The 22,890-nt window shown below is 38.3% G+C and carries 17 protein-coding genes and 1 riboswitch; all 17 genes read right to left on the bottom strand.

Translation table 11 applies throughout. The annotated features are described in order from the left end of the window. The 17 genes from QM382_RS02045 to leuC all read right to left on the bottom strand — a co-directional run bounded on the left by QM382_RS02045 (window position 1) and on the right by leuC (window position 22,889). Window positions 1-1,110, bottom strand: a complete 1,110-nt coding sequence (locus tag QM382_RS02045) for a glycerate kinase (RefSeq protein WP_414272266.1) — start codon at window positions 1,108-1,110, stop codon at window positions 1-3. An 18-nt stretch (window positions 1,111-1,128) separates the two neighbouring features. Continuing rightward, a complete protein-coding gene (gene serB, locus QM382_RS02040) occupies window positions 1,129-1,770 on the bottom strand; it encodes a phosphoserine phosphatase SerB (protein ID WP_414259030.1) in 642 nt (213 codons plus the stop codon). A gap of 62 nt (window positions 1,771-1,832) precedes the next feature. After that, on the bottom strand, window positions 1,833-3,266 hold the full coding sequence (gene glgA, locus QM382_RS02035; RefSeq protein WP_414272265.1) for a glycogen synthase GlgA: 1,434 nt from the start codon (window positions 3,264-3,266) through the stop codon (window positions 1,833-1,835). Further along, window positions 3,263-4,402, bottom strand: a complete 1,140-nt coding sequence (gene glgD, locus QM382_RS02030; RefSeq protein ID WP_414272264.1) for a glucose-1-phosphate adenylyltransferase subunit GlgD — start codon at window positions 4,400-4,402, stop codon at window positions 3,263-3,265. The genes glgA and glgD overlap by 4 nt, the downstream gene beginning before the upstream one ends. Next, on the bottom strand, window positions 4,392-5,534 hold the full coding sequence (locus QM382_RS02025) for a glucose-1-phosphate adenylyltransferase (RefSeq protein ID WP_195183370.1): 1,143 nt from the start codon (window positions 5,532-5,534) through the stop codon (window positions 4,392-4,394). The genes glgD and QM382_RS02025 overlap by 11 nt, the downstream gene beginning before the upstream one ends. After that, window positions 5,524-7,452, bottom strand: coding sequence for a 1,4-alpha-glucan branching protein GlgB (gene glgB, locus QM382_RS02020; RefSeq protein ID WP_195183369.1), 1,929 nt, complete (start codon window positions 7,450-7,452; stop codon window positions 5,524-5,526). The genes QM382_RS02025 and glgB overlap by 11 nt, the downstream gene beginning before the upstream one ends. 346 nt (window positions 7,453-7,798) lie before the next feature. After that, the gene (locus tag QM382_RS02015; protein ID WP_414272263.1) at window positions 7,799-8,839 is read right to left on the bottom strand and encodes a DMP19 family protein; all 1,041 of its coding nucleotides are present in this window, start codon (window positions 8,837-8,839) and stop codon (window positions 7,799-7,801) included. A 287-nt stretch (window positions 8,840-9,126) separates the two neighbouring features. Beyond that, window positions 9,127-11,409, bottom strand: coding sequence for a type I pullulanase (gene pulA, locus QM382_RS02010; RefSeq protein WP_414272262.1), 2,283 nt, complete (start codon window positions 11,407-11,409; stop codon window positions 9,127-9,129). A gap of 106 nt (window positions 11,410-11,515) precedes the next feature. After that, a complete protein-coding gene (gene ligA, locus QM382_RS02005) occupies window positions 11,516-13,474 on the bottom strand; it encodes an NAD-dependent DNA ligase LigA (protein ID WP_178894949.1) in 1,959 nt (652 codons plus the stop codon). 93 nt (window positions 13,475-13,567) lie between these two features. Next, window positions 13,568-14,827 carry a nucleobase:cation symporter-2 family protein gene (locus QM382_RS02000; RefSeq protein ID WP_178894948.1) on the bottom strand — a complete coding sequence of 420 codons (1,260 nt, stop codon included), beginning with the start codon at window positions 14,825-14,827 and terminating at the stop codon, window positions 13,568-13,570. Further along, the gene (locus tag QM382_RS01995; protein ID WP_178894947.1) at window positions 14,827-15,408 is read right to left on the bottom strand and encodes a xanthine phosphoribosyltransferase; all 582 of its coding nucleotides are present in this window, start codon (window positions 15,406-15,408) and stop codon (window positions 14,827-14,829) included. Before QM382_RS01995 ends, QM382_RS02000 begins: the two co-directional genes overlap by 1 nt. 75 nt (window positions 15,409-15,483) lie before the next feature. Next, window positions 15,484-15,580, bottom strand: a riboswitch (purine riboswitch). Next, the gene (guaC, locus tag QM382_RS01990) at window positions 15,573-16,556 is read right to left on the bottom strand and encodes a GMP reductase (RefSeq protein WP_254724131.1); all 984 of its coding nucleotides are present in this window, start codon (window positions 16,554-16,556) and stop codon (window positions 15,573-15,575) included. It overlaps the preceding riboswitch by 8 nt. A gap of 183 nt (window positions 16,557-16,739) precedes the next feature. Beyond that, on the bottom strand, window positions 16,740-18,035 hold the full coding sequence (locus QM382_RS01985; protein ID WP_414272459.1) for an McrC family protein: 1,296 nt from the start codon (window positions 18,033-18,035) through the stop codon (window positions 16,740-16,742). Further along, entirely contained in the window at window positions 18,022-19,932 is a 1,911-nt protein-coding gene (locus QM382_RS01980) for an McrB family protein (RefSeq protein ID WP_414272261.1), read from the bottom strand. Before QM382_RS01980 ends, QM382_RS01985 begins: the two co-directional genes overlap by 14 nt. Before the next feature lie 164 nt (window positions 19,933-20,096). Then, entirely contained in the window at window positions 20,097-20,876 is a 780-nt protein-coding gene (locus QM382_RS01975; RefSeq protein WP_414272260.1) for an L-threonylcarbamoyladenylate synthase, read from the bottom strand. Window positions 20,877-20,903: 27 nt separating this feature from the next. Beyond that, window positions 20,904-21,497 (bottom strand): 3-isopropylmalate dehydratase small subunit, encoded by a 594-nt coding sequence (gene leuD, locus QM382_RS01970; protein ID WP_414272259.1) that lies wholly within the window; start codon window positions 21,495-21,497, stop codon window positions 20,904-20,906. Window positions 21,498-21,506: 9 nt separating this feature from the next. Next, complete coding sequence (gene leuC / locus QM382_RS01965; protein ID WP_414272258.1) at window positions 21,507-22,889, bottom strand: 3-isopropylmalate dehydratase large subunit; 1,383 nt, start codon at window positions 22,887-22,889, stop codon at window positions 21,507-21,509. Window position 22,890: the final 1 nt, after the last annotated feature.

Genomic DNA, 22,890 nt, shown 5'->3' with positions numbered 1-22,890 from the left:
CTATCTCAAAGACATGATTCGTGCGATACTTGCAGCTGTATTTTCTAAATAGACAGCTGCTTTTTTTAGACTGTCTGCTAACGGTTCGCTTTTTTCAAGTATGGAAAAAGCTGCGACTATATTCTCAAATGGTAAGGGTGGTAAATCCTCTGACAAACTACCACAAATAGCAATAACTGGAACACCATTTGGTGTTCTTTTTGCTACACCGATTGGTGCCTTACCTGCCAAACTTTGAGTATCCAACCTACCTTCACCAACGATAACTAGGTCTGCATCAGTAACTTTTTGATCGAAGTTTATCAAATCCAAACAAGTTTGAATACCAGATACAATCTCTGCTCCAGCGAAGGCACACAAGCCAGCTGCAATACCACCACCTGCTCCTGCACCATCTAATTTTAATATTTCAGGTCCAACTTTACTATAGAAGTCTTTAATAGTAGCATCAACTTCTTGAAATTTAGATGGATCCAATCCCTTTTGTTTCCCAAATGTAAAGGTAGCACCATAAGGTCCACAAAGTGGATTAGTCACATCTGCTAATATTTTGATATGGACATCAGAAGGAATTCGAAATACTCCCTCCTTCAAAATTTTCCTGATATCAAATAGAGATTGACCATTTGCTTGAAGTACAATTCCGTTTTTGTCATAAAACTGGTAACCAAGTCCTGAAGCAATGCCAATTCCACCATCGTTACTAGCCGTACCACCGACACCAACATAGATATCTTTGATTCCTTGTTCTATCAAATGGAGAATAAGTTGACCAATTCCCTTTGTTTGAATCTCTAGAGGATTTCGTTTTTTATTTGGAATTTTAGCAAGACCTATTAAATCTGCAACTTCAAAAAGAGCTAGTTTCTCTTTTTGAAAGTAGGGCATTTGAACCTCATCACCAAAAGGTCCTGTTACCTGACTTGTATGTTCTTCAAGACCTAAAGCATTTTTTATAGCATCAACGGTTCCTTCTCCTCCATCGCCTACGGGCAAAAGTACACATTCTGAATTAGGCAGAGCCTTTTTAAAGCCCCGTTTTATAGCTTCAGCCACTTGGTTAGCAGGGAGACTCTCTTTGAAAGAGTCCGGTGCGATAACAATTTTCATTTTGATTCCTCTTTCTATCTAAAGGAAGTCTATCATTTCCAAAACTTTCCCAAAATCTCTCTCATCTACCTGAAGATTTATTTCTTTTTTCACAATATCCTTGGCACAAAAGGCTATACCAAGTCCTGCACTTTTAAGCATTTTTAAGTCATTTGCTCCATCACCGATAGCTATTGTCCTCTCGAAAGGTACCTCTAACTCTTGAGCCCAACTGAGCAATGTTTTTTCTTTAACTTCTCTGCTTATAATATGGCCAATAAGATTTCCGGTTAAATAACCATCTCTGGTTTCCAGCTGATTTGCAGTATATAATGAAATCCCCAAATCTTTTGCTAATCTTTCTACAATAGTGGTAAATCCGCCTGATACTAAACCGACTTCTATCTGGTTTTCTTGAAGAACTTTAATAAACTTAGCAGCGTTTTTACTAAGGTGAAGTTCATGATAAATCTTATCGAAAACATTGATAGAGAGACCTTTAAGAAGAGAAACACGTCTTTTTAAACTTGCTTCGAAGTCTAATACTCCTCTCATAGCTTGAGCTGTTAGCAGGGCTACTTCTTCTTTGCACTCTGCCTCTTTCCCTAATAAATCAATAACCTCTTCTTCTATCAGAGTTCCATCAACATCTAGGACACAGAGTCCTCTAGCTTTATTCATTTATTCACCATACTTTCATCATCTCAAAAAATCGTATGAAACCATCATACGATTTTATTTATTTAATTTGCTAAGCTGTGATACAAATCGAGATAAGACTGACATGCTGTATCCCAAGAGAAGTCACATTCCATAGCTTGTACTTGAAGTTTTTTCCACACATCTGGATGATTATAGTAGACATCCAAGGCTGTTTGTAATGCCCAATTTAGCCAGTAAGAGGTTAAGTTATTAAAACTAAATCCTGTACCCGTTCCTTCAATTGGATTGAATGGTTGGACAGTATCTCTCAACCCGCCCACCTCATGAACAAGTGGTAATGTTCCATAACGCATAGCCATCATTTGAGAAAGTCCACAAGGTTCAAAACGACTTGGCATGAGGAAAATATCACAGGCTGCATAAATTTCTTGTGCTAGCTTGACATCAAAGGTAATATTGGCAGATAGTTTATCTGGGAATACTTGACCAAACCATGAGAAGGCTTGTTCAAAACCAGGATCACCTGTACCCAAGAGAACGATTTGAACATCCTCTTGAAGCATGCGATGCAAACCTTCAACAACGACATCAAAACCTTTCTGTCTTGTTAAACGCGACACAATACCAATCATTGGAACATCGGGACGAACTGGAAGACCAACTTTCTCTTGAAGTTTAGCTTTATTCTGACCTTTTCCTGATAGGTCTGATTTATTAAAATGATAATCCAACAAAGGATCCGTTTCTGGATTATAAAGATCCGTATCGATTCCATTTACAATACCAGAAACCTTACCAGACTCCATTCGTAAAATCTGATCCAAGCCACATCCAAACTCTGTTGTCATGATTTCATAAGCATAGCTTGGCGAAACAGTAGATACACGATCTGCATAGAGGATACCAGCCTTCATCCAGTTCAGGCAGTCATTCCAGCGAACTGTACCATCTGCATAGCGTTCAAAACCAACTCGGAACAAATCCCAAAGCATACCTTCAGAGAATTGACCTTGGAATTCCAGGTTGTGGATCGTTAAGACAGTCTTAATGTTTTGATAGGCTTGAATCCATCTGTATTTTTCCTTCAACAAGAAAGGAATCATAGCTGTATGATAATCATGAGCATGAAGAACATCAGGAATAAATCCAATACGCTCCAGAGCCTCCAGAGCCGCAAGTTGGAAGAAGGCAAAACGTTCACCATCATCAAAATCCCCATACACATGACCACGGAAGAAATAATACTGGTTGTCAATAAAGTAGAATGTAACACCATTTAAAACTGTCTTCTTAATGCCACAAAATTGTCTACGCCAACCAACGTATACTTCAAATTGAAGAACATCTTCAATTTGATCACCAAACTTGGCTTCCACCATGTCATAGTATGGCAAGATAACAGCAACTTCATGACCAGCTTTAACTAATGATTTTGGAAGAGCCCCGATAACATCTCCCAAGCCACCTGTTTTAGAGAAAGGGGCTCCTTCGGCTGCTACAAATAAAATTTTCATGAAAGAATGTCCTCTGTTACTTTTTCACCTTTTTTGATGACAACAGGATTTTCTGCTGTACCACGAATAACAACTCCATCAGCTACTTCAGCACCCTTATCAATAATTGCATACTCAACTTGAGCGCCTTCACCAATGATAACACGAGGGAAAACAATAGATTCTTTAACTAAGCTATCTTTATGAATTTGAACATTACGAGAAATAACTGAACGAACAACTTTACCTTCGACAATACTACCAGAAGCAAACTGCGAAGTATTTACTTCACAACCAGGTGCATAATAAGTTGGTTCTTCGTTTTTCACCTTTGTATGAATCTTTTGATTTGGAGAGAACAAAGAGTAGAATTTATGCTGATCAAGCATATCAATATTCGCTTGGTAGTAAGTTTCTACAGAATGAATATTTGCCAAATAGCCAGTATACTCGTAGGCAAAAGCACCTTCTTTAGCTGCCAAATCACGAAGAACATAGCGAAGTTTTTCTGGATGTTCTTTCTGAGCTTCTTCTTCAAGACGTTCAATCAACCATTGAGTATCTACAACAAAGATATCCGTTGACATGTTGTAGTATTCTTGTTCAGCTTTTTTATCAAAGAGTTTGTGAGAGAGCACGTGGTCAGTTTCATCAATATCTAGGATAGCATTTACTTCTGAAATATCCTTTTTAGGTAGTTTCTTATAAACAACCGTAATAGGAGATTTTGTAGTATTATGCAAATGGAAAACCTGAGTAAGATCAATATTTACCAAAACGTCACAGTTCAAAGAAACCGTTTGGTTAGATCCAGAACGTTTTAAATAAGTCAAGAGTTGTTGATAATACTCTTTACCGACTGTACTGCTTTCTACACGTGTATTGTAAATACCTAGATAGTAGTGACTAAGTAGTGTATTCAAGCCCCATTCACGTCCTGAACGAATGTGGTCAAATACAGAGCTGATGTTATCTTGTTGGAAGATTCCAAAGACACTTCGAACACCAGCATTTGCTAAACTTGAGAGTGGGAAGTCAATCAAACGATACTTTCCTCCAAATGGCAAACTTGCCACTGGACGGTTACTTGTCAAGGTTGACATATCATGAAAACCAACAGTGTTTCCTAAAATCGCTGAATATTTATCAATCTTCATCTGTTGCTACCCCCACTACTTCGTTATATCCGACTACTTGTACTTCTTCTGTACCATCAATTTCAACACCATCGGCAATAATTGCACCTTCACCGATGATTGCACGTGTAATTTTAGCACCTCTACCAATAACTGCTCCACTCATGATGACAGAATCAACAACTTCTGCTCCCTTACGAACTTGAGCAGCTGTAGAAAGAATGGAATGTTTTACAGTACCATTCACGTAACATCCATCTACTACTAGAGAGTCTTCTACTTGAGCAAATTCTCCAAGGAAGTTTGGTGGAGCGATAAGGTTACGAGAATAAATTTTCCATTGACGATTTCGGCTATCTAGAGCATTTTCTGGAGAGATGTATTCCATATTTGCTTCCCAAAGAGATTCGATTGTACCAACATCCTTCCAGTATCCATTAAATTCATAAGCATAGACACTTTCTCCAGACTCTAGGTAGTTAGGAATAACATTCTTACCAAAGTCTGACATGTCAATATTATTCTTTTCAGCTGCAACTAGCATATTGCGTAGACGTTTCCAATCGAAAATATAAATACCCATTGATGCCTTGGTTGATTTTGGTTGGGCAGGTTTTTCTTCGAATTCAACAATGCGATTATTAGCATCTGTATTCATGATACCGAAACGACTAGCTTCTTTTAGTGGTACATCCAAAACAGCAACTGTCAAGCTGGCATTGTTATCCTTGTGTGATTGGAGCATATCATCATAGTCCATCTTGTAGATATGGTCTCCTGAAAGAATCAAAACATACTCAGGATTAATGCTATCGATATAGTCAATATTTTGGTAAATCGCATGACTTGTACCTTCGAACCAACGATTTCCTTCACTTGCAGAGTAAGGTTGAAGGATAGAAACACCTGAATCAATTACATCAAGACCCCAACTAGAACCGTTTCCGATGTGATTGTTAAGAGCAAGAGGTTGATACTGTGTGATAACCCCAACATTGTGGATACCAGAGTTGGCACAGTTAGAAAGAGCAAAGTCAATGATACGATAGCGCCCACCAAATTGCACAGCAGGTTTTGCAATGCTTTGAGTGAGTTTACCGAGACGAGTTCCTTGCCCACCGGCAAGGATTAAAGCTAGCATTTCATTCTTCATTTTCTACTCCTTTTTGAGATTTATTTGATTCTTTTTTAGTGGGTTTCAAGCGACGTTTGATTTTCCAGATACTTGCCCCCAAAGCTGGCAAGGTAAAGGTCAAAGTCTGCTTATAATCCTTCCATAATCCTTCTTGAGTTTGAACGGTTTGATTGTGTTCTTTCCAAACACCACCCCATTGTTCTAGCTCTGTATTCCAAATTTCTTCATACACACCTGCAACTGGCAGTCCAATTGTGAAATCAGGACGTTCGACTGGTGCCATATTAAAGACACAGACTAGCATCTCGCCTTTCTTTCCTTTACGAATAAAGGAAAGAACACTCTGATCTCTATTATCTGCATCAATGATTTCAATTCCATCATAGCTCAAATCGACTTCCCATAGACAGCGATGGTCTTTGTAGAATTGATTCAGTTGAGAAGTAAAGTATTTCATCTTAGCATTCATTGGATCTTCTAAATTAGACCATTCCAATTGCTCTTCAGATTTCCATTCTAAGAATTGCCCAAACTCACTACCCATGAAGAGCAATTTCTTACCAGGGTGACAAATTTGATAAGTATAAAGATTTCTAAGGCCTGCAAATTGATTATAACGATCCCCCCACATCTTATGCATCATACTCTTCTTACCATGTACAACCTCATCATGTGAGAATGGTAGGAGATAATTTTCATTAAAGACATACATAAAACTGAAGGTTACAAGGTTAAAATCATACTTGCGGTAAATTGGATCTTCTTCGTAGAAACGTAAGATATCATTCATCCAACCCATGTTCCACTTGTAGTCAAATCCAAGGCCACCAATCTCTTTCGGACCTGTAATTTTAGTAGCTGAAGAGCTCTCTTCTGCAATCATCATGACATCAGGGTGAGCTAGCTTAATAACAGTATTTAAACGCTGAAGGAAATAATAGCCTTCGTAGTTAAGATTCCCACCGTCTTTATTTGGTGTCCAAGGTGCATTATCATAATCAAGATAAAGGATATTGCTTACGGCATCTACACGGATACCATCTAAATGATAAAAATCAATCCAGAACTTAATGCTAGAAATTAGGAAAGATTGTACTTCGTTTTTCCCTAAGTCGAAGTTTAATGCCCCCCAACCATAGTTATGAGCTTTGTTATGGTCTTGATATTCAAAAGTCGGAGTTCCATCATAGTAGGCTAAGGCATCATCATTGATTGTAAAGTGACCTGGAACCCAGTCCACGATCACACCGATATTGTTTAAGTGACACTCCTCAACAAAGTCTTGAAACTCTTCTGGTCTTCCGTAAGAATGTTCTAAACCGAAATATCCCATCAGTTGATAGCCCCAACTCAAACCTAGCGGATGCGCCATCAAAGGCATAAACTCAATATGAGTGTAGTTCATCTCAACTAAGTAAGGAATCAACTCTTCTTTTAATTGAGCAAAACTATATGGAGTTCCATCTGGATTTCGTTTCCACGAACCAGCGTGTGCTTCGTAAATATTAACTGGCCTTTCGAAGAATCCCAAACGTTTTCTACGAGCTAACCAAAGTCCATCCTTCCATTTTTTTTCTGGAATTTCTGTTAACACAGCTCCTGTGCCTGGACGTGCTTCATACCGAACAGCTAAAGGATCAATCTTCATAAGCTGATGACCGTTAGCCCGTGTGATATGATATTTATAAATCTGACCTTCTTGGGCAAAAGTTGTAAAAACTTCCCAAATTCCAGATTCGTTTCGAACCATAGGGATTTGATTTTCAACCCAATTCGTGAAATCACCGACTAGATGAACAGCCTGCGCATTCGGAGCCCAAACTCGGAATGTGTAACCCCATTCCCCGTCTTTCTCCTCACGATGTGCGCCCAAATAGTGCTGAAGATGGAAATTTTCGCCTGTTGTAAAAGTTCTTAAAGCTTCTAATGTATCCATAAATCCCCCTTTATATTGTAAGCGTTTTCTATATTTCTATTATACTATCTTTTAAGAGAAGTTTCAAGTAAATTACTATATTTTAAAAAATTATTTTGAAAATCTGAAAATAATTTTCTGATTTATCTTAGTTCCTTTTCATTTTCTTACATTTTTATATAACAGTAACAAAATATTCGAGTTTAAGCAATTTTTAGCCTAATATTTTTAAAAAATATATTCAAAATCCGTAAATAATATAGAGTTTATGATATTCAACTTAGATTGAAATTATTCAGAAAGCAAGGATTTTCCCCTAAAAAATAGAGCAGATCTTCCAATCTGCTCTGTCTTTATTTACTATTCTTTACGATTTATCTGCATTTCCCTGAAAAATGAATTTCTCTGGATATTTTTTGATAAAACTTAGTTCATTCTCATTTCCATCATAATCATAAACAAAATCATCTGCTTCATCCAACTTCTGATAAAAAGCATCACCATACTCTTCTTCCATCTGTGCTAGCATCTCCGATCTCTCTTCTCTAACAAAGGAGATAGCTCCACCAAAGTATGCAAGAAGATTTTTGAAATTAACAGCATGCTCCGTCATTCCAAATAGTTCCAATCCCTTTGAAGTATCTTCCCAGACAATCCCTGTCGAATTATCGAAAAATTGATAGTGGCCTCCATTGTTTACTTCGATAAAATACCAGATAATCGCCAGAAGGTATCTTTGTTCTAGAGTAAAGATTTTTGCAGAATCGAGATAGTCTTCATAGGTGTTATAGATGTTAACAGTTTCGTATACTGGTTTAATAATATCCCATGAGTCTCTTGCCTTTTGAACGTCTTCTACCGTAATATTCTTGTATAATTTCTTATTCTGCGCAATTTTCATTTCTTGATTAGTTTCATTAACATCTTCAAAATAGTATTTTTCTAGCAAGGGATAATCTGCTGGCTTAGCTTCAAGAACTTCCCTTAGAGAACCTACTTTAACCAACTCAATACACCATTCAATGACTGGATTTGTTGAGGAATCAGCATTTTTGATAGCATTTTCTAATAATGCTAGAGCCTGATTAGCTTCAGTTTCAAAGTCATTCTTCGGGTCACTAGATAAACGCCAATGGGTAAAACCATTTCTATAATACCAAATAGCATCCCTATCTTCTTCAGAGACTATCTCTAAAACTGTTTTTGCCTCTTCAAATTGACTCCAATTATTACAAACTTTGGCTAGTTCACTAAGTACTTGACCACTTAAATTTTCTAAACCAAGCTCTGAGATGATTTCCTTTATCTTTTCGAATTGGTAGGTATGCTTAATGTCTTTGAGACACTGAAGTTTCTCCTCTTCATTTAAGGTGATGAATTTTTCCAGAGTAATTGTATTGATATCCATAAGTATCTCCCACTAAAAGTAATGAACTTTTCTAATTTTAATTCAATTAATAATGAAACTTCTGCTTTTTTCTATCTGTCCAGTACTTGAAAATGAACTACTTTTTCTGAAAATTTTAGTTTTATTTTCGACTTCAAAGAAGACTTTCTAGAAGTATAGGCCGGGATCAAAAATCCCGACCTCGTATTTTTAGTAGAAATGAGCCTTTGAAACATTTTTGTTCATTCATTGGACTCTACAAAATAGCTTTGCCCTACATTTCATTGACTCCGTCTTCGATCTAAGACTTAAGATAAAACATTCATAACTGCAACACTCACATTCTCAAGAGTGTTTTCTTGGTTTGAACGACTATTAGTGATTCGCATTTCAAGGTTTCCCGCATTTTCATAATAGTGGGATTCTCCTTTAGCATTAAAGACCACTAAGTAATGCTCGTCATCTTCCTGAATTTCATAGACAATCCATCCACTATTTTCAATAGCTGTGTGAACAAAGACGTGACGGTATACTTCCTCGTATGTAGGGTATGAAAAGGCACTACTCTTTGTTTTAAGACCTATAATCTGACGAATAAATTCTATGCTTTCTTGACGCTCATTGATTAAGTCCCAGTCTACCTGGTTAACAGCGTCTGGAGCATTGTAACTGTTCATAGCACGTTCGCGATCATCATGAGTCAACTCACCGTTTTCACCTGTAGGAACCAGTTTGGTACGTCCAAACTCTTGACCAAGTTCCATAAAGGAGATGCCTTGCATGAGTAGATTCATTGCAGTTGCTGTTTCTACCTTTTTCATGATACTTGCTTGGTCTTCTGTTGGATGAAGTGTCGCTAATAAATCATGCAAGTTATAGTTATCATGGGCTTCTACATAGTTGACAACCTGGTTAGGGCTTAGATAAGAGCCCAGTTCACGACTACCAAGGATAGCTTTGGCAACAATCGGTTCAGTGGCAGCACCACTTACGAAGCCTGTTTTGATATCACCATAAACTTCAGCACCTTTTACCGCATTACGTTGATCATCATTGAAGAAGCCAATATTAGGTAATTGATAGGCATTGTCTTTCTTAGCCTTATCATAAGGAGCAAGACCAGTTCCCATATCCCAGCCTTCTCCATAAAGGATGATTTTAGGATCGACTTCATCCATAGCCCAACGAATCATCTGCATGGTTTTAATATCATGGATTCCCATCAAGTCAAAGCGGAAACCATCGACATTAAATTCGTTCACCCAATAAAGAAGTGAATCAATCATGTACTTACGAAACATTTCATGTTCACTCGCAGTCTCGTTTCCTACACCAGTACCATTTTGATAACTTCCATCGCGATTCATTCGGTAATAATAGTCTGGGACTGTTGTTTGGAATGGGGCATCAACAGTTGAAAACGTATGGTTGTATACAACGTCCATGATGACACCAATACCAGCATCATGATAGGCTTGAATCATCGTCTTCAAATCGCGGATAACTTGTCCTGGATCATTTGGATTCGTAGACATGCTGGTTTCTGGTGCATTGTAGTTTTGTGGATCGTAACCCCAGTTGTAGGTCACATTTCCATCTGCATCATACTCTTTGTGACGATCAGCAATTGGTTGCAGTTGAACATAGTTAACACCAAGTTCCTTGATGTAGTCAAATGCAGTAGACTGACCGAAGTGATTGACTGTTCCAGTCTGGGCAGCACCCAAGAATGTTCCTCTTAATTCTGGAGCAACACCAGAAGTTTCAGACTTGGTCAAGTCACGAATATGCATTTCGTAAACAACCGCTTGACAAGAATTTTCCAATCGCCAAGTAGCTTCCGTTCCATTCTTAACTTCAAAACCTTCAACTTGACGTTCTTTTTCTGAAAGAATCGCTGAACGTTTGCCATCTGGACTTGTCGCAATGGTATATGGATCTCGTGTCAATGATTGATGATGTGGAAAATTAATCTGATATTGATAGGCACGACCAGCAAGACTTTCAGGAACTGTCAAATTCCAAACGCCAATTGTATTATCCTTGTGACTATATGAATAACTGTTACCACGTTGCATTTCATAAGTCTTTAGGATAGCCGCATCATTACTTGCTGATTCATAAACTACAACTTGTACAGTTGTTGCTGTTGGCGACCAAAGTTTAAAGCTTGTTTCTTCTTCAGAAACCTGGCATCCCAACTCTCCTTGGTAACCCCAGTGGTGATCAAAACTAGCACTGTTAATCGCTTTATCAAAAGCAAATGGATTTTGATCTTTATAGTGTGGACTTGCAATGGCTGGGTTTTCAGAATAATAAACGGTGGCATCTCCATCTAAAATCCAAACTTCTGTTAAGAGTGGATAATGATTGAATCGGATAGGATATTCTTTGCTTACTCCATCTTTATCAACTGTAAACACCATTTGTTCAAGAGGTGTTTCACTTGATTGGGTAAATGAAAACTTCTCTCCAAAGTATTCTTGCTCTTTAACAAATTCTACTGAATCAGCTGGCCTTTTACTAAAGTTGCAACTCTGATATGCTTCATCCTTACGATGATAATGAATAAGTACAGGATAATTGTACATAGTTCTCCCTAATTTCTAATTGTTAAATTTTTCTAAAAAATAGTATCTTTTTTGCTCGTTGAACACAGAAATCTACACTGTTCATCTAGCTAGTAGTGTGTATTGTTTACAAACTCTCCAACCATGCTTCATCTCGAATCTCAATTCCAAGTTCTTGTGCTTTTTGGAGTTTGCTACCTGCATCTGCTCCTGCTACCACAAGGTCCGTCTTCTTCGATACACTACCCGTTACCTTGGCTCCAAGATTTTCGAGTTTACTTTTAGCTTCCGAGCGAGTAAGACGTTCAAGTTTTCCTGTCAATACGACTGTTAGACCTGATAAGGCAGCATCTGCTACAACGACCTGTCCTTTATAATCTAGATTAACATTTAATTCTTTCAATTCTCTTAAAAGGATTTTAGCGCCCTCAGTCTCAAAATAAGATTGGAGACTTTGAGCAATGACACTTCCCAAACTTTCAATGCCTGCAACTTCTTCAGGACTGGCTTGTGCTAGCGATTCGATTGAGTGGAAGTTTTGTAAAAGCAACTGACTTGCCTTACTTCCTACATGACGAATCCCCAAACCAAACAAAAGTCTTTCAGCAGAATTTTCTTTAGAAGTTTGAATAGCCTGATAAAGTTTTTGAGCTGATTTCTCCTTGATACCATCTAATAAGAGAAAATCTTCCACAGTCAAGCTATAAATATCTGCAACATCCTTAACCAAATTAGCAGCAAATAATTTCTCCACGATTGATGGGCCAAGGCCAGAGATATTCATGGCGTCACGAGATGCGAAGTGAATTAGACCTTCCTTGATTTGAGCTGGACAACGTGGGTTTATACAACGAAGAGCCACCTCATCTTCAAAGTGTAACAGCTTGCTCTCACAACTTGGACAGTTTGTTGGGATATCTAGTTTTTCCTCCGACACACGTTTAGACTCCACCACTCGTAGAACGGCTGGTATGATATCACCCGCTTTGTAAACAATGACTGTATCATCCTTGCGGATATCCTTTTCAGCGATATAGTCAACATTATGAAGCGTTGCACGACTAACTGTTGTACCTGCCAATTGCACCGGAGTAAGATTGGCAGTCGGAGTTACGACACCAGTTCGTCCTACTGTCCAGTCAACAGAAAGCAGTTTTGCTTCTTTTTCTTCTGCAGGGAACTTATAAGCGACTGCCCACTTAGGCGCTTTAACTGTAAATCCAAGTTGCTCTTGACCAGCTAGGTCGTTGACCTTAATTACGACACCGTCGATATCATAAGGCAATTGGTCTCTTTCTTGACCTACTTCTTGGATAAACTTCCAAACTTCATCCATGCTGTGTGCTAATAGGCGTCTTGGATTAACAACAAAACCCAATTGTTCTAAATGTTCCAAAACCTTCTCTTGGCTATCCCGAGTTGAAGGGCTTGCTTCTTGATAGAGGAAGGTTGCAAGATTACGTTTGGCTACTACTGCTGTATCTAATTGGCGAAGTGTTCCTGCAGCAGCATTTCGTGGATTGGCGAATTCAGGCTCGCCGTTTTCTTGACGAGCAAGATTGACTTGATTGAAAGAAGCTCTTGGCATATAACATTCACCACGAACAGTGATATCTAATTTCTCTGGTAAGGATAAAGGAATGTCCTTGACACGTTTGAGATTTTCCGTGATGTTTTCACCAATTGAACCATCACCACGAGTTGCTCCAGCAACAAAAATTCCCTGCTCATAAGTCAAGGAAATCGATAAACCATCAATCTTCAACTCACAGATATAAGTAACATCATCCAATTCTTTACGAACACGCGCATCAAAGGCATCGAGTTCTTCACGTGAAAAAGCATCCTGCAAACTATAGAGAGGATACTGATGACTATATTTTTCAAATCCATCTAGAATCTTACCTCCGACGCGATGGGTCGGACTTTCTGGTAAAACTTGATCAGGGTGAGCATTTTCTAACTCTACCAGTTCACGATAAAGACGATCATACTCACTATCAGATACAGATGGGTTATCACTTGTATAATACTCTGTCGCATAGCGATTGAGCAACTCAACGAGCTCTTTCATTCTTTCATTCATAAAACCATTTTACCATAAAAAGGACTATAGAAACAATATTCAAGCTCTAAAAAAGAAAATGAGAAGGATATTTCTATCACTTCTCATTTATTTTTATTTTTTACGATTCAAAATAGCATTCAAGATAATGGCTACAGCACTCGCAATGACGATACCATTTGAGAAGAACATTTGCAGTTCAGTCGGTAAAGTATTGAAGAGATTGCTTCCGTTCAATCCAACCCCAGCAGAAATAGACACTGCTGCAATGAGGAAGTTGTGTTCATTGTGCTCAAAGTCTACACGAGCCAAGATTTGCATCCCTTGGAGAGACACAAAACCGAACATGACGAGCATTGCTCCACCAAGAACAGGGCTAGGAATAATCTGAGCCAAGGCACCAAACTTAGGCAAAAGACCGAGTAAGATAAGGAAACCAGCTGCGTAGTAGATTGGCAAACGAGTACGAATACCTGAAAGTTTCACCAAACCTACGTTTTGTGAAAATCCTGTATAAGGGAAGGTATTGAAAAGTCCACCAAGTAAAACAGCGAGACCTTCAGCACGATAACCATTACGGAGACGAGTGCTATCAATTGGATCTTTAGTAATATCAGAAAGGGCAAGATAAACCCCAGTTGATTCTACCATGGATACAGTAGCGATGATACACATCATGACAATAGATGAAATCTCAAATTGTGGAGCGCCAAAGTAGAATGGAGTTGGGATATGAACCAGTGGAGCTTCTGCTACTGGAGAAAAATCAACCAAGCCCATAGTCGCTGCAATAATCGTACCGACAATCAAACCAATCAAAATCGAAATAGATTTGATAAATCCTTTTGTAAAGATATTGACCAAAAGAATAATGAGAACAGTAATCATTGCCAAGGCTAGACTTTGTCCAGTTGGTTTTTCAACGTTATTTCCCATATTTCCGATAGCAACTGGAATCAAGGTCAATCCGATAGTTGTGATAACAGAACCAGTTACGATTGCAGGGAAAAGATTGGCAACCTTAGAGAAGATACCTGAAATCAGGATAACATAAATCCCTGAAGCAATCAAGGCACCAAACATGGCACCACTACCATGACTTTGTCCAATCATAATAAGTGGAGCAACAGACTGGAAGGCTACCCCAAGAACAATAGGCAAACCAACACCGAAGTGTTTATTGAGTTGCAATTGTAGGAGAGTTGCAACCCCACACATAAAGATATCTGTAGAGATAAGGTATGTCAACTGTTGAGCTGAATACCCCAAAGCACTTGCAATCATGATGGGTACTAGGATTGAACCTGAGTACATAGCAAGTAAGTGTTGCAAACCAAGAACGGCTGCCTGTGAGTGTTTTTCCTGTTGTTTCATTAGATGTCTGCCTCCTTGAAGATAACTCTTCCATTTTCAAAACGCTCTAAACGAGCAAGTGATACTACCTGATGACCTGATTTTTCTAACAGCTCACGACCATCTTGGAAGGATTTTTCAATCACAATTCCGACGGCCTCAACTGTAGCACCAGCTTGCTCGATAATCTGAATCAAACCTTTAGCTGCTTGACCATTAGCCAAGAAATCATCAATAATTAATACTTTATCTCCTGGAGATAAGAACTTCCCTGCAATAGATACAGTGCTAGTAACTTGTTTCGTGAAAGAAAATACTTCTGCAGTTAAAATTCCTTCATTCATGGTAATATTTTTTGCCTTCTTAGCAAAAATCATAGGTACATCTAATTGTTCTGCAACATATAGAGCTGGAGCAATTCCAGATGCTTCAATGGTTACAACTTTTGTAATGCCAGCATTTTTAAAATGCTCTGCAAAAGTACGACCAATCTCACGCAGCAAGGAATAGTCAACTTGGTGGGTCAAGAAGGAATCCACCTTAAGAATATTCTCACCTAGAATATTCCCATCTTTTAAAATACGTTCCTCTAGTAATTTCACATTAACCTCCGAAATAAAAAGGGACTTACAAAGTAAGCCCCTTAGAAAGATTGAAACAGATATCTCTGCTTCTTTTATCTCTCTTGACTTACTCATTGTTAGGTATTTACGGTACCTTGTAGAAACGCCACGCCAATTCGCGGCATAAATAAGTAATGATATTTTTAGTGAGCATCTCCATTCCAGATAGAGTTCTTCACAATCACATAATCTACATGTCTAAGATCAGCTACCTTTCGACCTCCAGCATAAGAAATCGAACTTTGCAAATCTTGTTCCATCTCAGTTAGGGTATCTTGTAAATGTCCTTTGGCAGGAAGAAGAATTTTCTTACCTTCGACATTCTTATAGGCACCTTTTTGGTATTCTGAAGCAGAACCATAGTATTCTTTAAATTGTTTACCATCGACTTCGACAGTTTTACCAGGGCTTTCGATATGGCCTGCAAATAGTGAGCCAATCATAACCATACTAGCACCAAAGCGAATTGACTTAGCAATATCTCCGTGTGTACGGATACCACCATCGGCAATAATCGGTTTACGCGCAGCTTTAGCACACCAGCGAAGAGCTGCTAGTTGCCAACCACCTGTACCAAAGCCTGTTTTAACCTTAGTAATACATACTTTACCTGGACCGATTCCGACCTTAGTAGCGTCTGCTCCAGCATTTTCAAGTTCACGAACTGCCTCGGGAGTACCAACGTTACCAGCGATGACAAAGGTATCTGGCAATTCTTTTTTGATGTGCTGAATCATTGAAATCACACTGTCGGCATGTCCATGAGCGATATCAATAGTGATATACTCTGGCGCATCTTCCTTTAATTGACTAACAAAGTCATACTCATAATCCTTAACACCAACAGAGATAGAAGCAATCAACCCTTTTTCATGCATGCGTTTTACAAAAGGAATGCGTCCAGCTTCATCGAAGCGATGCATGATATAGAAATAACCACCTTTTGCAAGTTGTTCTGCAACATCTTCATCCAAGATAGTTTGCATATTAGAAGGAACAACTGGTAATTTAAAGGTGTGCTTCCCTAGTGTTACTTGTGTGTCAGCTTCTGCTCGACTTTGAAGAACACACTTATTAGGAATTAGTTGAATATCTTCATAGTCAAAAATCGGAAATTCGTTTAACATTTCGATGTCTCGTTTCTTTTATAATGACCTACCTATGCTTGCGCATCACTACGCCTTTTCCGACGTTTCCTTTAAAGATTATAAACTAAGGTAAAGTTTTTGTCAATTATTTTGAAACCTAAAATTTATAACGTTCGGATTTTACTGCTAATTTCATATAAAAATAGAGAGTTTATAGGCTCTCTAATTTTGTTTTATATTATTTTGAAAAATTTTTTCTGACTTCCCTAGCATTTCATAGAATTCGCTGTAGGATGACGTCTTTTGAGGAATTTGGATAGACCATTTCTTCAAGAATGTTCCATAACCTGCTAGCTTACCTATCTCATTATCAACTACCTTTTCCTTGCTCGGAAAAACAAGTCCAGCCTGCTCAGCTTTTAAAATATAAGAATAAGAAATCAGCTGGAACAAGTCTTCACGATTGATTCCCTTTTCAGTCAATTCTAGTTTTTTATATTTAGCATCTAGAACAATCTTTCGTTCTCTATCATAAAAATCTGGATATACTTTTCTTTCACGATTAGAAAATACTGAAATACCGTCCGTCCTATCCTTATTTCTAGGATGGATGAATTCTCTTGGCAACAAGGTATGAACATACTCTTCCCAAAGCCAAGCAACATCAAAGAGAATGCCATGAATTTTTTGCTCTTGATATCCAAAACCGTGCTTTTCTCTGTTTAATATCATCAGACACAGCTCTTGCAATTTTCTGTACTCGCGAAAGTAGGCATGACGAAGGGGTTTATCTTGATTTCGTCGAATAACCTTAGCACGATCAGCTTGTTCATACGAAGGTGTTACACGAATTATTTCTGTAATATTTTCACGATTAGTATAAATGATGCCTCTTCCTAGAGATTTTTGATTTTTAATGTACTCGATAGTATGACGAATCAACTGCATCATCGGATTGTCATAAGTAAATTCTCTTGTAGTATAAGCAATATTACCTGTGAAAGGAAGATTTTTCTTGAGATGATTTACTACATCAATCACTCCCTTGATATGACTATCATTATGAGAAAACCTCTGGTATTCCTTATAAAGTCCCTTTCGCATAGCAGCTTCCAAATACTTTGGAAAGAGGTAGATTAAAAGCTGATAGAGTCTTTCCTCGCGCGATAAACCAACATCCAAACTAGTGAGATTGATATTTAGAACTTTCTGCAATAGATAATGCAAAAAATAGTCATCACTTTTACTCGAAAAGCGAGAAGAAATGGTTAATCTCTCCTGACCACACCCCAGAAATCCAATCACATTCCCTGTTTTAATTTTCTGATTGACTGTTTCCAAAATCTTTTGGTCCTTATCCAAATCAGGAGAATTTTTCAAGTCGTTTGGAAATATAAAGATACTATCTTCTTGAGAAAGATTATCTAGAGTTCTATCTAAAAGAACTTGACTAATTTTAGGATATTCTGTGATAAACTCTTCTTTGTTTAAGGCCTGTTGATTGTCAGTTAACTGCATCGTCATCACCAATATCTTGCTGATTTGTCAGATCATATGCTTTTTTCAAAGTATTCAGTATTTCATCTTCTTCATAAGAACCACGCAAGTAATCTTCCAAAAGTGGTTTGAGATAATCAGACCAGAGTAATTCATAATCATAATCCAATTCTTTTAAATTACGGAAATAACTTGGTCCGATATGATAATGACTGTTTAGCTCCTGAACATTTTCGATAGCAACATTCAAGTTCCTTAGTCGAGTTTTAGCTTCTTCAGCATGCTCACCTAGTTTTTCATCAAGGATGTATAGTTGGCTTTCAGCAGTAACTTCAACAAAACGGAAACGACGACGCATAGCAAAATCAAATGTATCCACTGATCGGTCAATATCATTCATGGTTCCTATAATATAGACATTCTCAGGAATATAAAACTTGTCATCACTTTCGTGTAGATTGGCATATTGGGTAGAAACTTCCCCATCTCTACCACGATAGCCAGGGTCGATAGAGAAAAAGAGCTCCCCAAAAATCTTAGAAATCTCACCACGGTTGATTTCATCGATGATGAAGACGAATTTCTTATCAGTATCAATTTCTGTTGGGGAAAGGTAGTCTTTCAGACCAAATCTCTTTCTCAATGTTTCTAGGACAGTTCTTCCACCACTTTTGTAGTATTCTTGCTTATTATAATTTTTATCTTTATACAACTCGTAAACATATTTGCGAGGTAGTGACCATCCTGGAACACCACTATCATAATTTACTGACAAATTTTGTCTACTATTAACAGATAAGTAAGATGTTTTTGTTATATATTCTTTTTCTTCAGCAACATTTATATATTCTAAGTAAGAATCCCAAGCCTCATCAAAATTATCTTGTCCTCCAATCAATTGGGCTTCTTTTGCTTTCTGACAAAAATCTTTAAAAATACCATCCTGTAGCCTAAACTCAATAGCTCCATCCCCATTTGATACCGGTCTTAAACCTTCCACAAAATCCGTATAATCATAGGATGGGTGAAACTGTACAAATCCGATTTGTTCTTCGTTGCCATCTGTTAATTCTTTGGCAATTTCTTTAGCAAGATAAGTTTTTCCTGTACCAGGTGCACCACGAAGAATGAGGTTTTTGGATTGTAGTAGAGTTTGACTCAATGGATTTTGTAGATTAATTTGTGTAACCATTCGTTCCTCCCGTTTATTATCATTACTGTCCATAAAATCTTTTGAATACTCATGTAGTATTCTTCCTAACATTGAAGATGTTAGTTCAGGAAAGGTTTTAGAAACCAGTTGACAAATTTCATGATTCTGAAGGTAGGGTCCTCCTTGATTTTTCTGAGAAACAAAGTTGTTCCAAAATTCTTTATTACTATTAGTATTCACACCAAAGAAAGAACTTTCCTCAGAATAGATACAAAGTAATTTTGTTACCATCGCAGAACGACCAATAAATTCATTTGTTGATTTTTTTATATCAAAGATAGGTTTATCAAATTTGAAATGAATACCTTCTTTAATAATTTCATACAAATCTGATTTTAATTTTGCAAATCGATGATCCAATTCTGAAAGAGGAATGACTTTATTAGCTTGATCTTTATAACTCTTTGTTTTTTCATTCCAATAAATACCGAATTTTGAAGATCCACCTCCACCAATCCCCAAAAATAGTGTTTTGTATTTTCCGTGCTCTAGTTCATAGCAAAAAGAGTTGTTTTGTCCCCCTTTCCCAATGACATAATCATCAATAGACATAGTTAAGATCTTATCAAGTGGCCACTCCTTAAGAAATTCTTCTTTAGATTTTTCAGTATAAGCGTCTTCAATCCTTGCGTTACCTAATAAATATTCTCTAATTGAAAGGTACCATTCGCAGAAGTCTTCGAAACCAGCTTTTCTATTCATCATCAATCTTACTCCTTTTACTATCGATGTTTGAATATTGCTATTAGCTATTTACATATATTTCACATATATAATATCATATCCTATGGAAAATGAAAAGAATTCCTAAAGAAAAAGCCTAGTGTAGAGTGGGGTATTCCCTCTTAACACTAGACTTCTTTTTTATCCTAATAATACTCCCCTTGGCGGTAGTCCCATGAGTTAAAGGTATCTGACAAATGCATCATGATTTTATCAATGTCAAGCCCTTTACGGATCACAACTGGTGCTGGTGAGATTGAACGTTCTCCTCCTTGTTCTGGAATAAGCTTGCCGTCTTTATCAACCATAGAGACCATCACACCTTGCTCGTAGCGAGTTTCAACTGTTTTGTCTGGTTGGATTGAGGCAACGTAGTCGTCTGCTTCGATGACAAGGTCCACTGCTCCTTCGATACGTTGACCGATACCTTCAACCTTACCACGATTTCCTTTTCCAGAAGGGTTTGCTGATGAAGCGTAGACCATTTTTCCTTCTTCCCAAAGTTTGGCAGATAATTGTTCACCAGCTTTACCAAACTTGATAACAAAACAGCTAGTTCCACGAACGTCAGTCATGAGTTCTTCACGTCCATCACCGTATGCTTTTAGTTTCTCAAAGGCTTCTGGTTTCCATGGAAGGATACAACCGAGGAGAATATCTTGGTCCCAATGTTTTTGATAGAAGGCTTCAATTTCAGGATTTAGCTGTGCTAAAGCACGAAGCTCATCCATACTACCACAGAGGACTACGCCTGGTTTGTTACGATTACGTTCTTTGGCCTCAAACTTACGCTCAAGTCCAGCCTTGTCACTAGTCATGATAATGTAACCGACTTTAGTAGGACAAACGATACATCCGCCCTCACCTTTTAAAATGTCATAACCTTCTTGTGAAAGTGTTCCGTTCCATTGAATGTGTTTTGTCATAGTTCTTTTTCCTTTTCTATATTTATTCTAATCCTGCCAATAGGCTGGACGTTGTTTTTCATAAGCAGCAATCAAGTCTTCATACTGCATGGTAATACCGATATCATCCAAACCATTTAAGAGCTTGTGTTTCCATTCGCTATCGATTTCGAAAGTGAATTCCCCAACTGGTGTGATGATTGTTTGTTGCTCCAAGTCGACAGTTACCTGGTCGCTTGGTTTCAATTGGGCGAGCTTTTCTCTAACTTCCCTTGGTTGAACAATTGGCAACATGCCATTATTGAGTTCATTATTGTAATGAATATCTCCAAAAGATCCTGCAATTACGACCTTAAAACCATAGTCTGCTAACGCCCAAGCTGCGTGCTCCCTCGAAGAACCAGCTCCAAAGTTATCTCCCGTGATGAGGATAGTAGCTTTGCTATATTCAGGTCGGTTAAAGACAAAATCTGGATCCTCAGTGTACTTATCGTCCAAATAACGCCAAGCATACATGAGGTATTTGCCAAAACCTTTCTTGTCAATCAACTTCAGAAACTGTTTGGGAAGAATTTGGTCGGTATCGATATTGTTATTCATCAGAGGAACGGTCGTTCCCGTATAAACTGTAAAATTCTCCATATCCTCTCCTTACTGAGCTTCTGGCATTTTCCGTACATCTACGAAACGTCCTGCAATTGCTGCCGCAGCTGCCATAGCTGGACTGCAAAGATGAGTCTTGGCACCAAATCCCTGTCTATCTTCAAAGTTACGATTACTAGTTGAGGCGCAGTGAACACCATCTGGTACCTTGTCAGGATTCATCCCTAGACACATAGAGCAACCTGGGTCTCTCCACTCAAAGCCAGCATCTTGGAAAATCTTATCCAAGCCCAACTTTTCAGCAGCTCGCTTGACCGGTCGCGAACCAGGTACCACGATAGCCGTCAAATTTCGAGCGATCTTCTTCCCTTCTACAAATCGAGCTGCTAGTTGTAAATCACTTAGTCTTGCATTGGTACAAGAACCTATAAAAACATAGCCAAGTTCGATATCTGCTGGTTTCTGACCTGGTTGTAAATCCATGTAATGATAAGCACGTTCATCATTCATATCTTTTATTTCTGGGAAGCTAGTTTCAAAGTCAACTCCCATGGCAGGATTGGTTCCCCAAGTCACCATAGGTGCTAATTCAGAAACATCCATACGAATCACCTTGTCATAAACAGCATCGTCGTCGCTAACAAGCCTTTTCCAATCAGCAACTGCTGCGTCAAAATCCTTTGGGACACACTCGCGCCCCTTAAGATAGTCATAGGTGGTCTGGTCTGGATTCATAATTCCCATCTTAGAGCCAAATTCAATGGACATATTGCAGATGGTCATTCGCTCTTCCATGCTCAGTGCATCAATGGCCTGACCTCGATACTCCACCACGTAGCCAACACCACAAGCAACACCGTACTTTGCAATCAAGGCTAGGATGAAATCTTTGGCATAAACTCCTTTTTGAGGAATTCCAGTGAATTCCACCAACATTTTCTTGGGTTTAACCTGCCAAATGGTTTGAGTAGCAAAGACATGTTCGACTTCACTAGTCCCAATTCCGAAGGCGATGGCTCCAAAAGCTCCATGGGTCGCTGTATGGCTATCTCCGCAGACGATAAATTTTCCTGGTTGTGTTCGTCCTGTTTCTGGACCAACCATATGAACGATACCTTGTTTTTCTGAACCGTGGGCAGCATGTTCGATTCCAAACTCTTCAACATTTTCAGCTAACTTATCAATCTGTGCTTTAGAGATTACATCTCGAATATCGTAGATATTTACTGTCGGTACATTGTGGTCAAAAGTGCCAAATGTTAAATCCGGTCTTCTCAATCTACGCCCTGCATCTCGTAATCCTTGAAAAGCTTGAGGACTAGTCACCTCGTGAATGTAGTGCTGATCTACATACATGAGTTGAGGCTGTCCTTCTTCTCCTGTAATCACGTGGAGGTCCCATAATTTATCAAAAATCGATTTTCCTGCCATT

It is taken from the genome of Streptococcus infantis, from assembly GCF_047465185.1.
In the GTDB taxonomy this organism is placed as follows: domain Bacteria; phylum Bacillota; class Bacilli; order Lactobacillales; family Streptococcaceae; genus Streptococcus; species Streptococcus infantis_O.
This window is presented reverse-complemented; position numbering and strand designations above follow the sequence as displayed.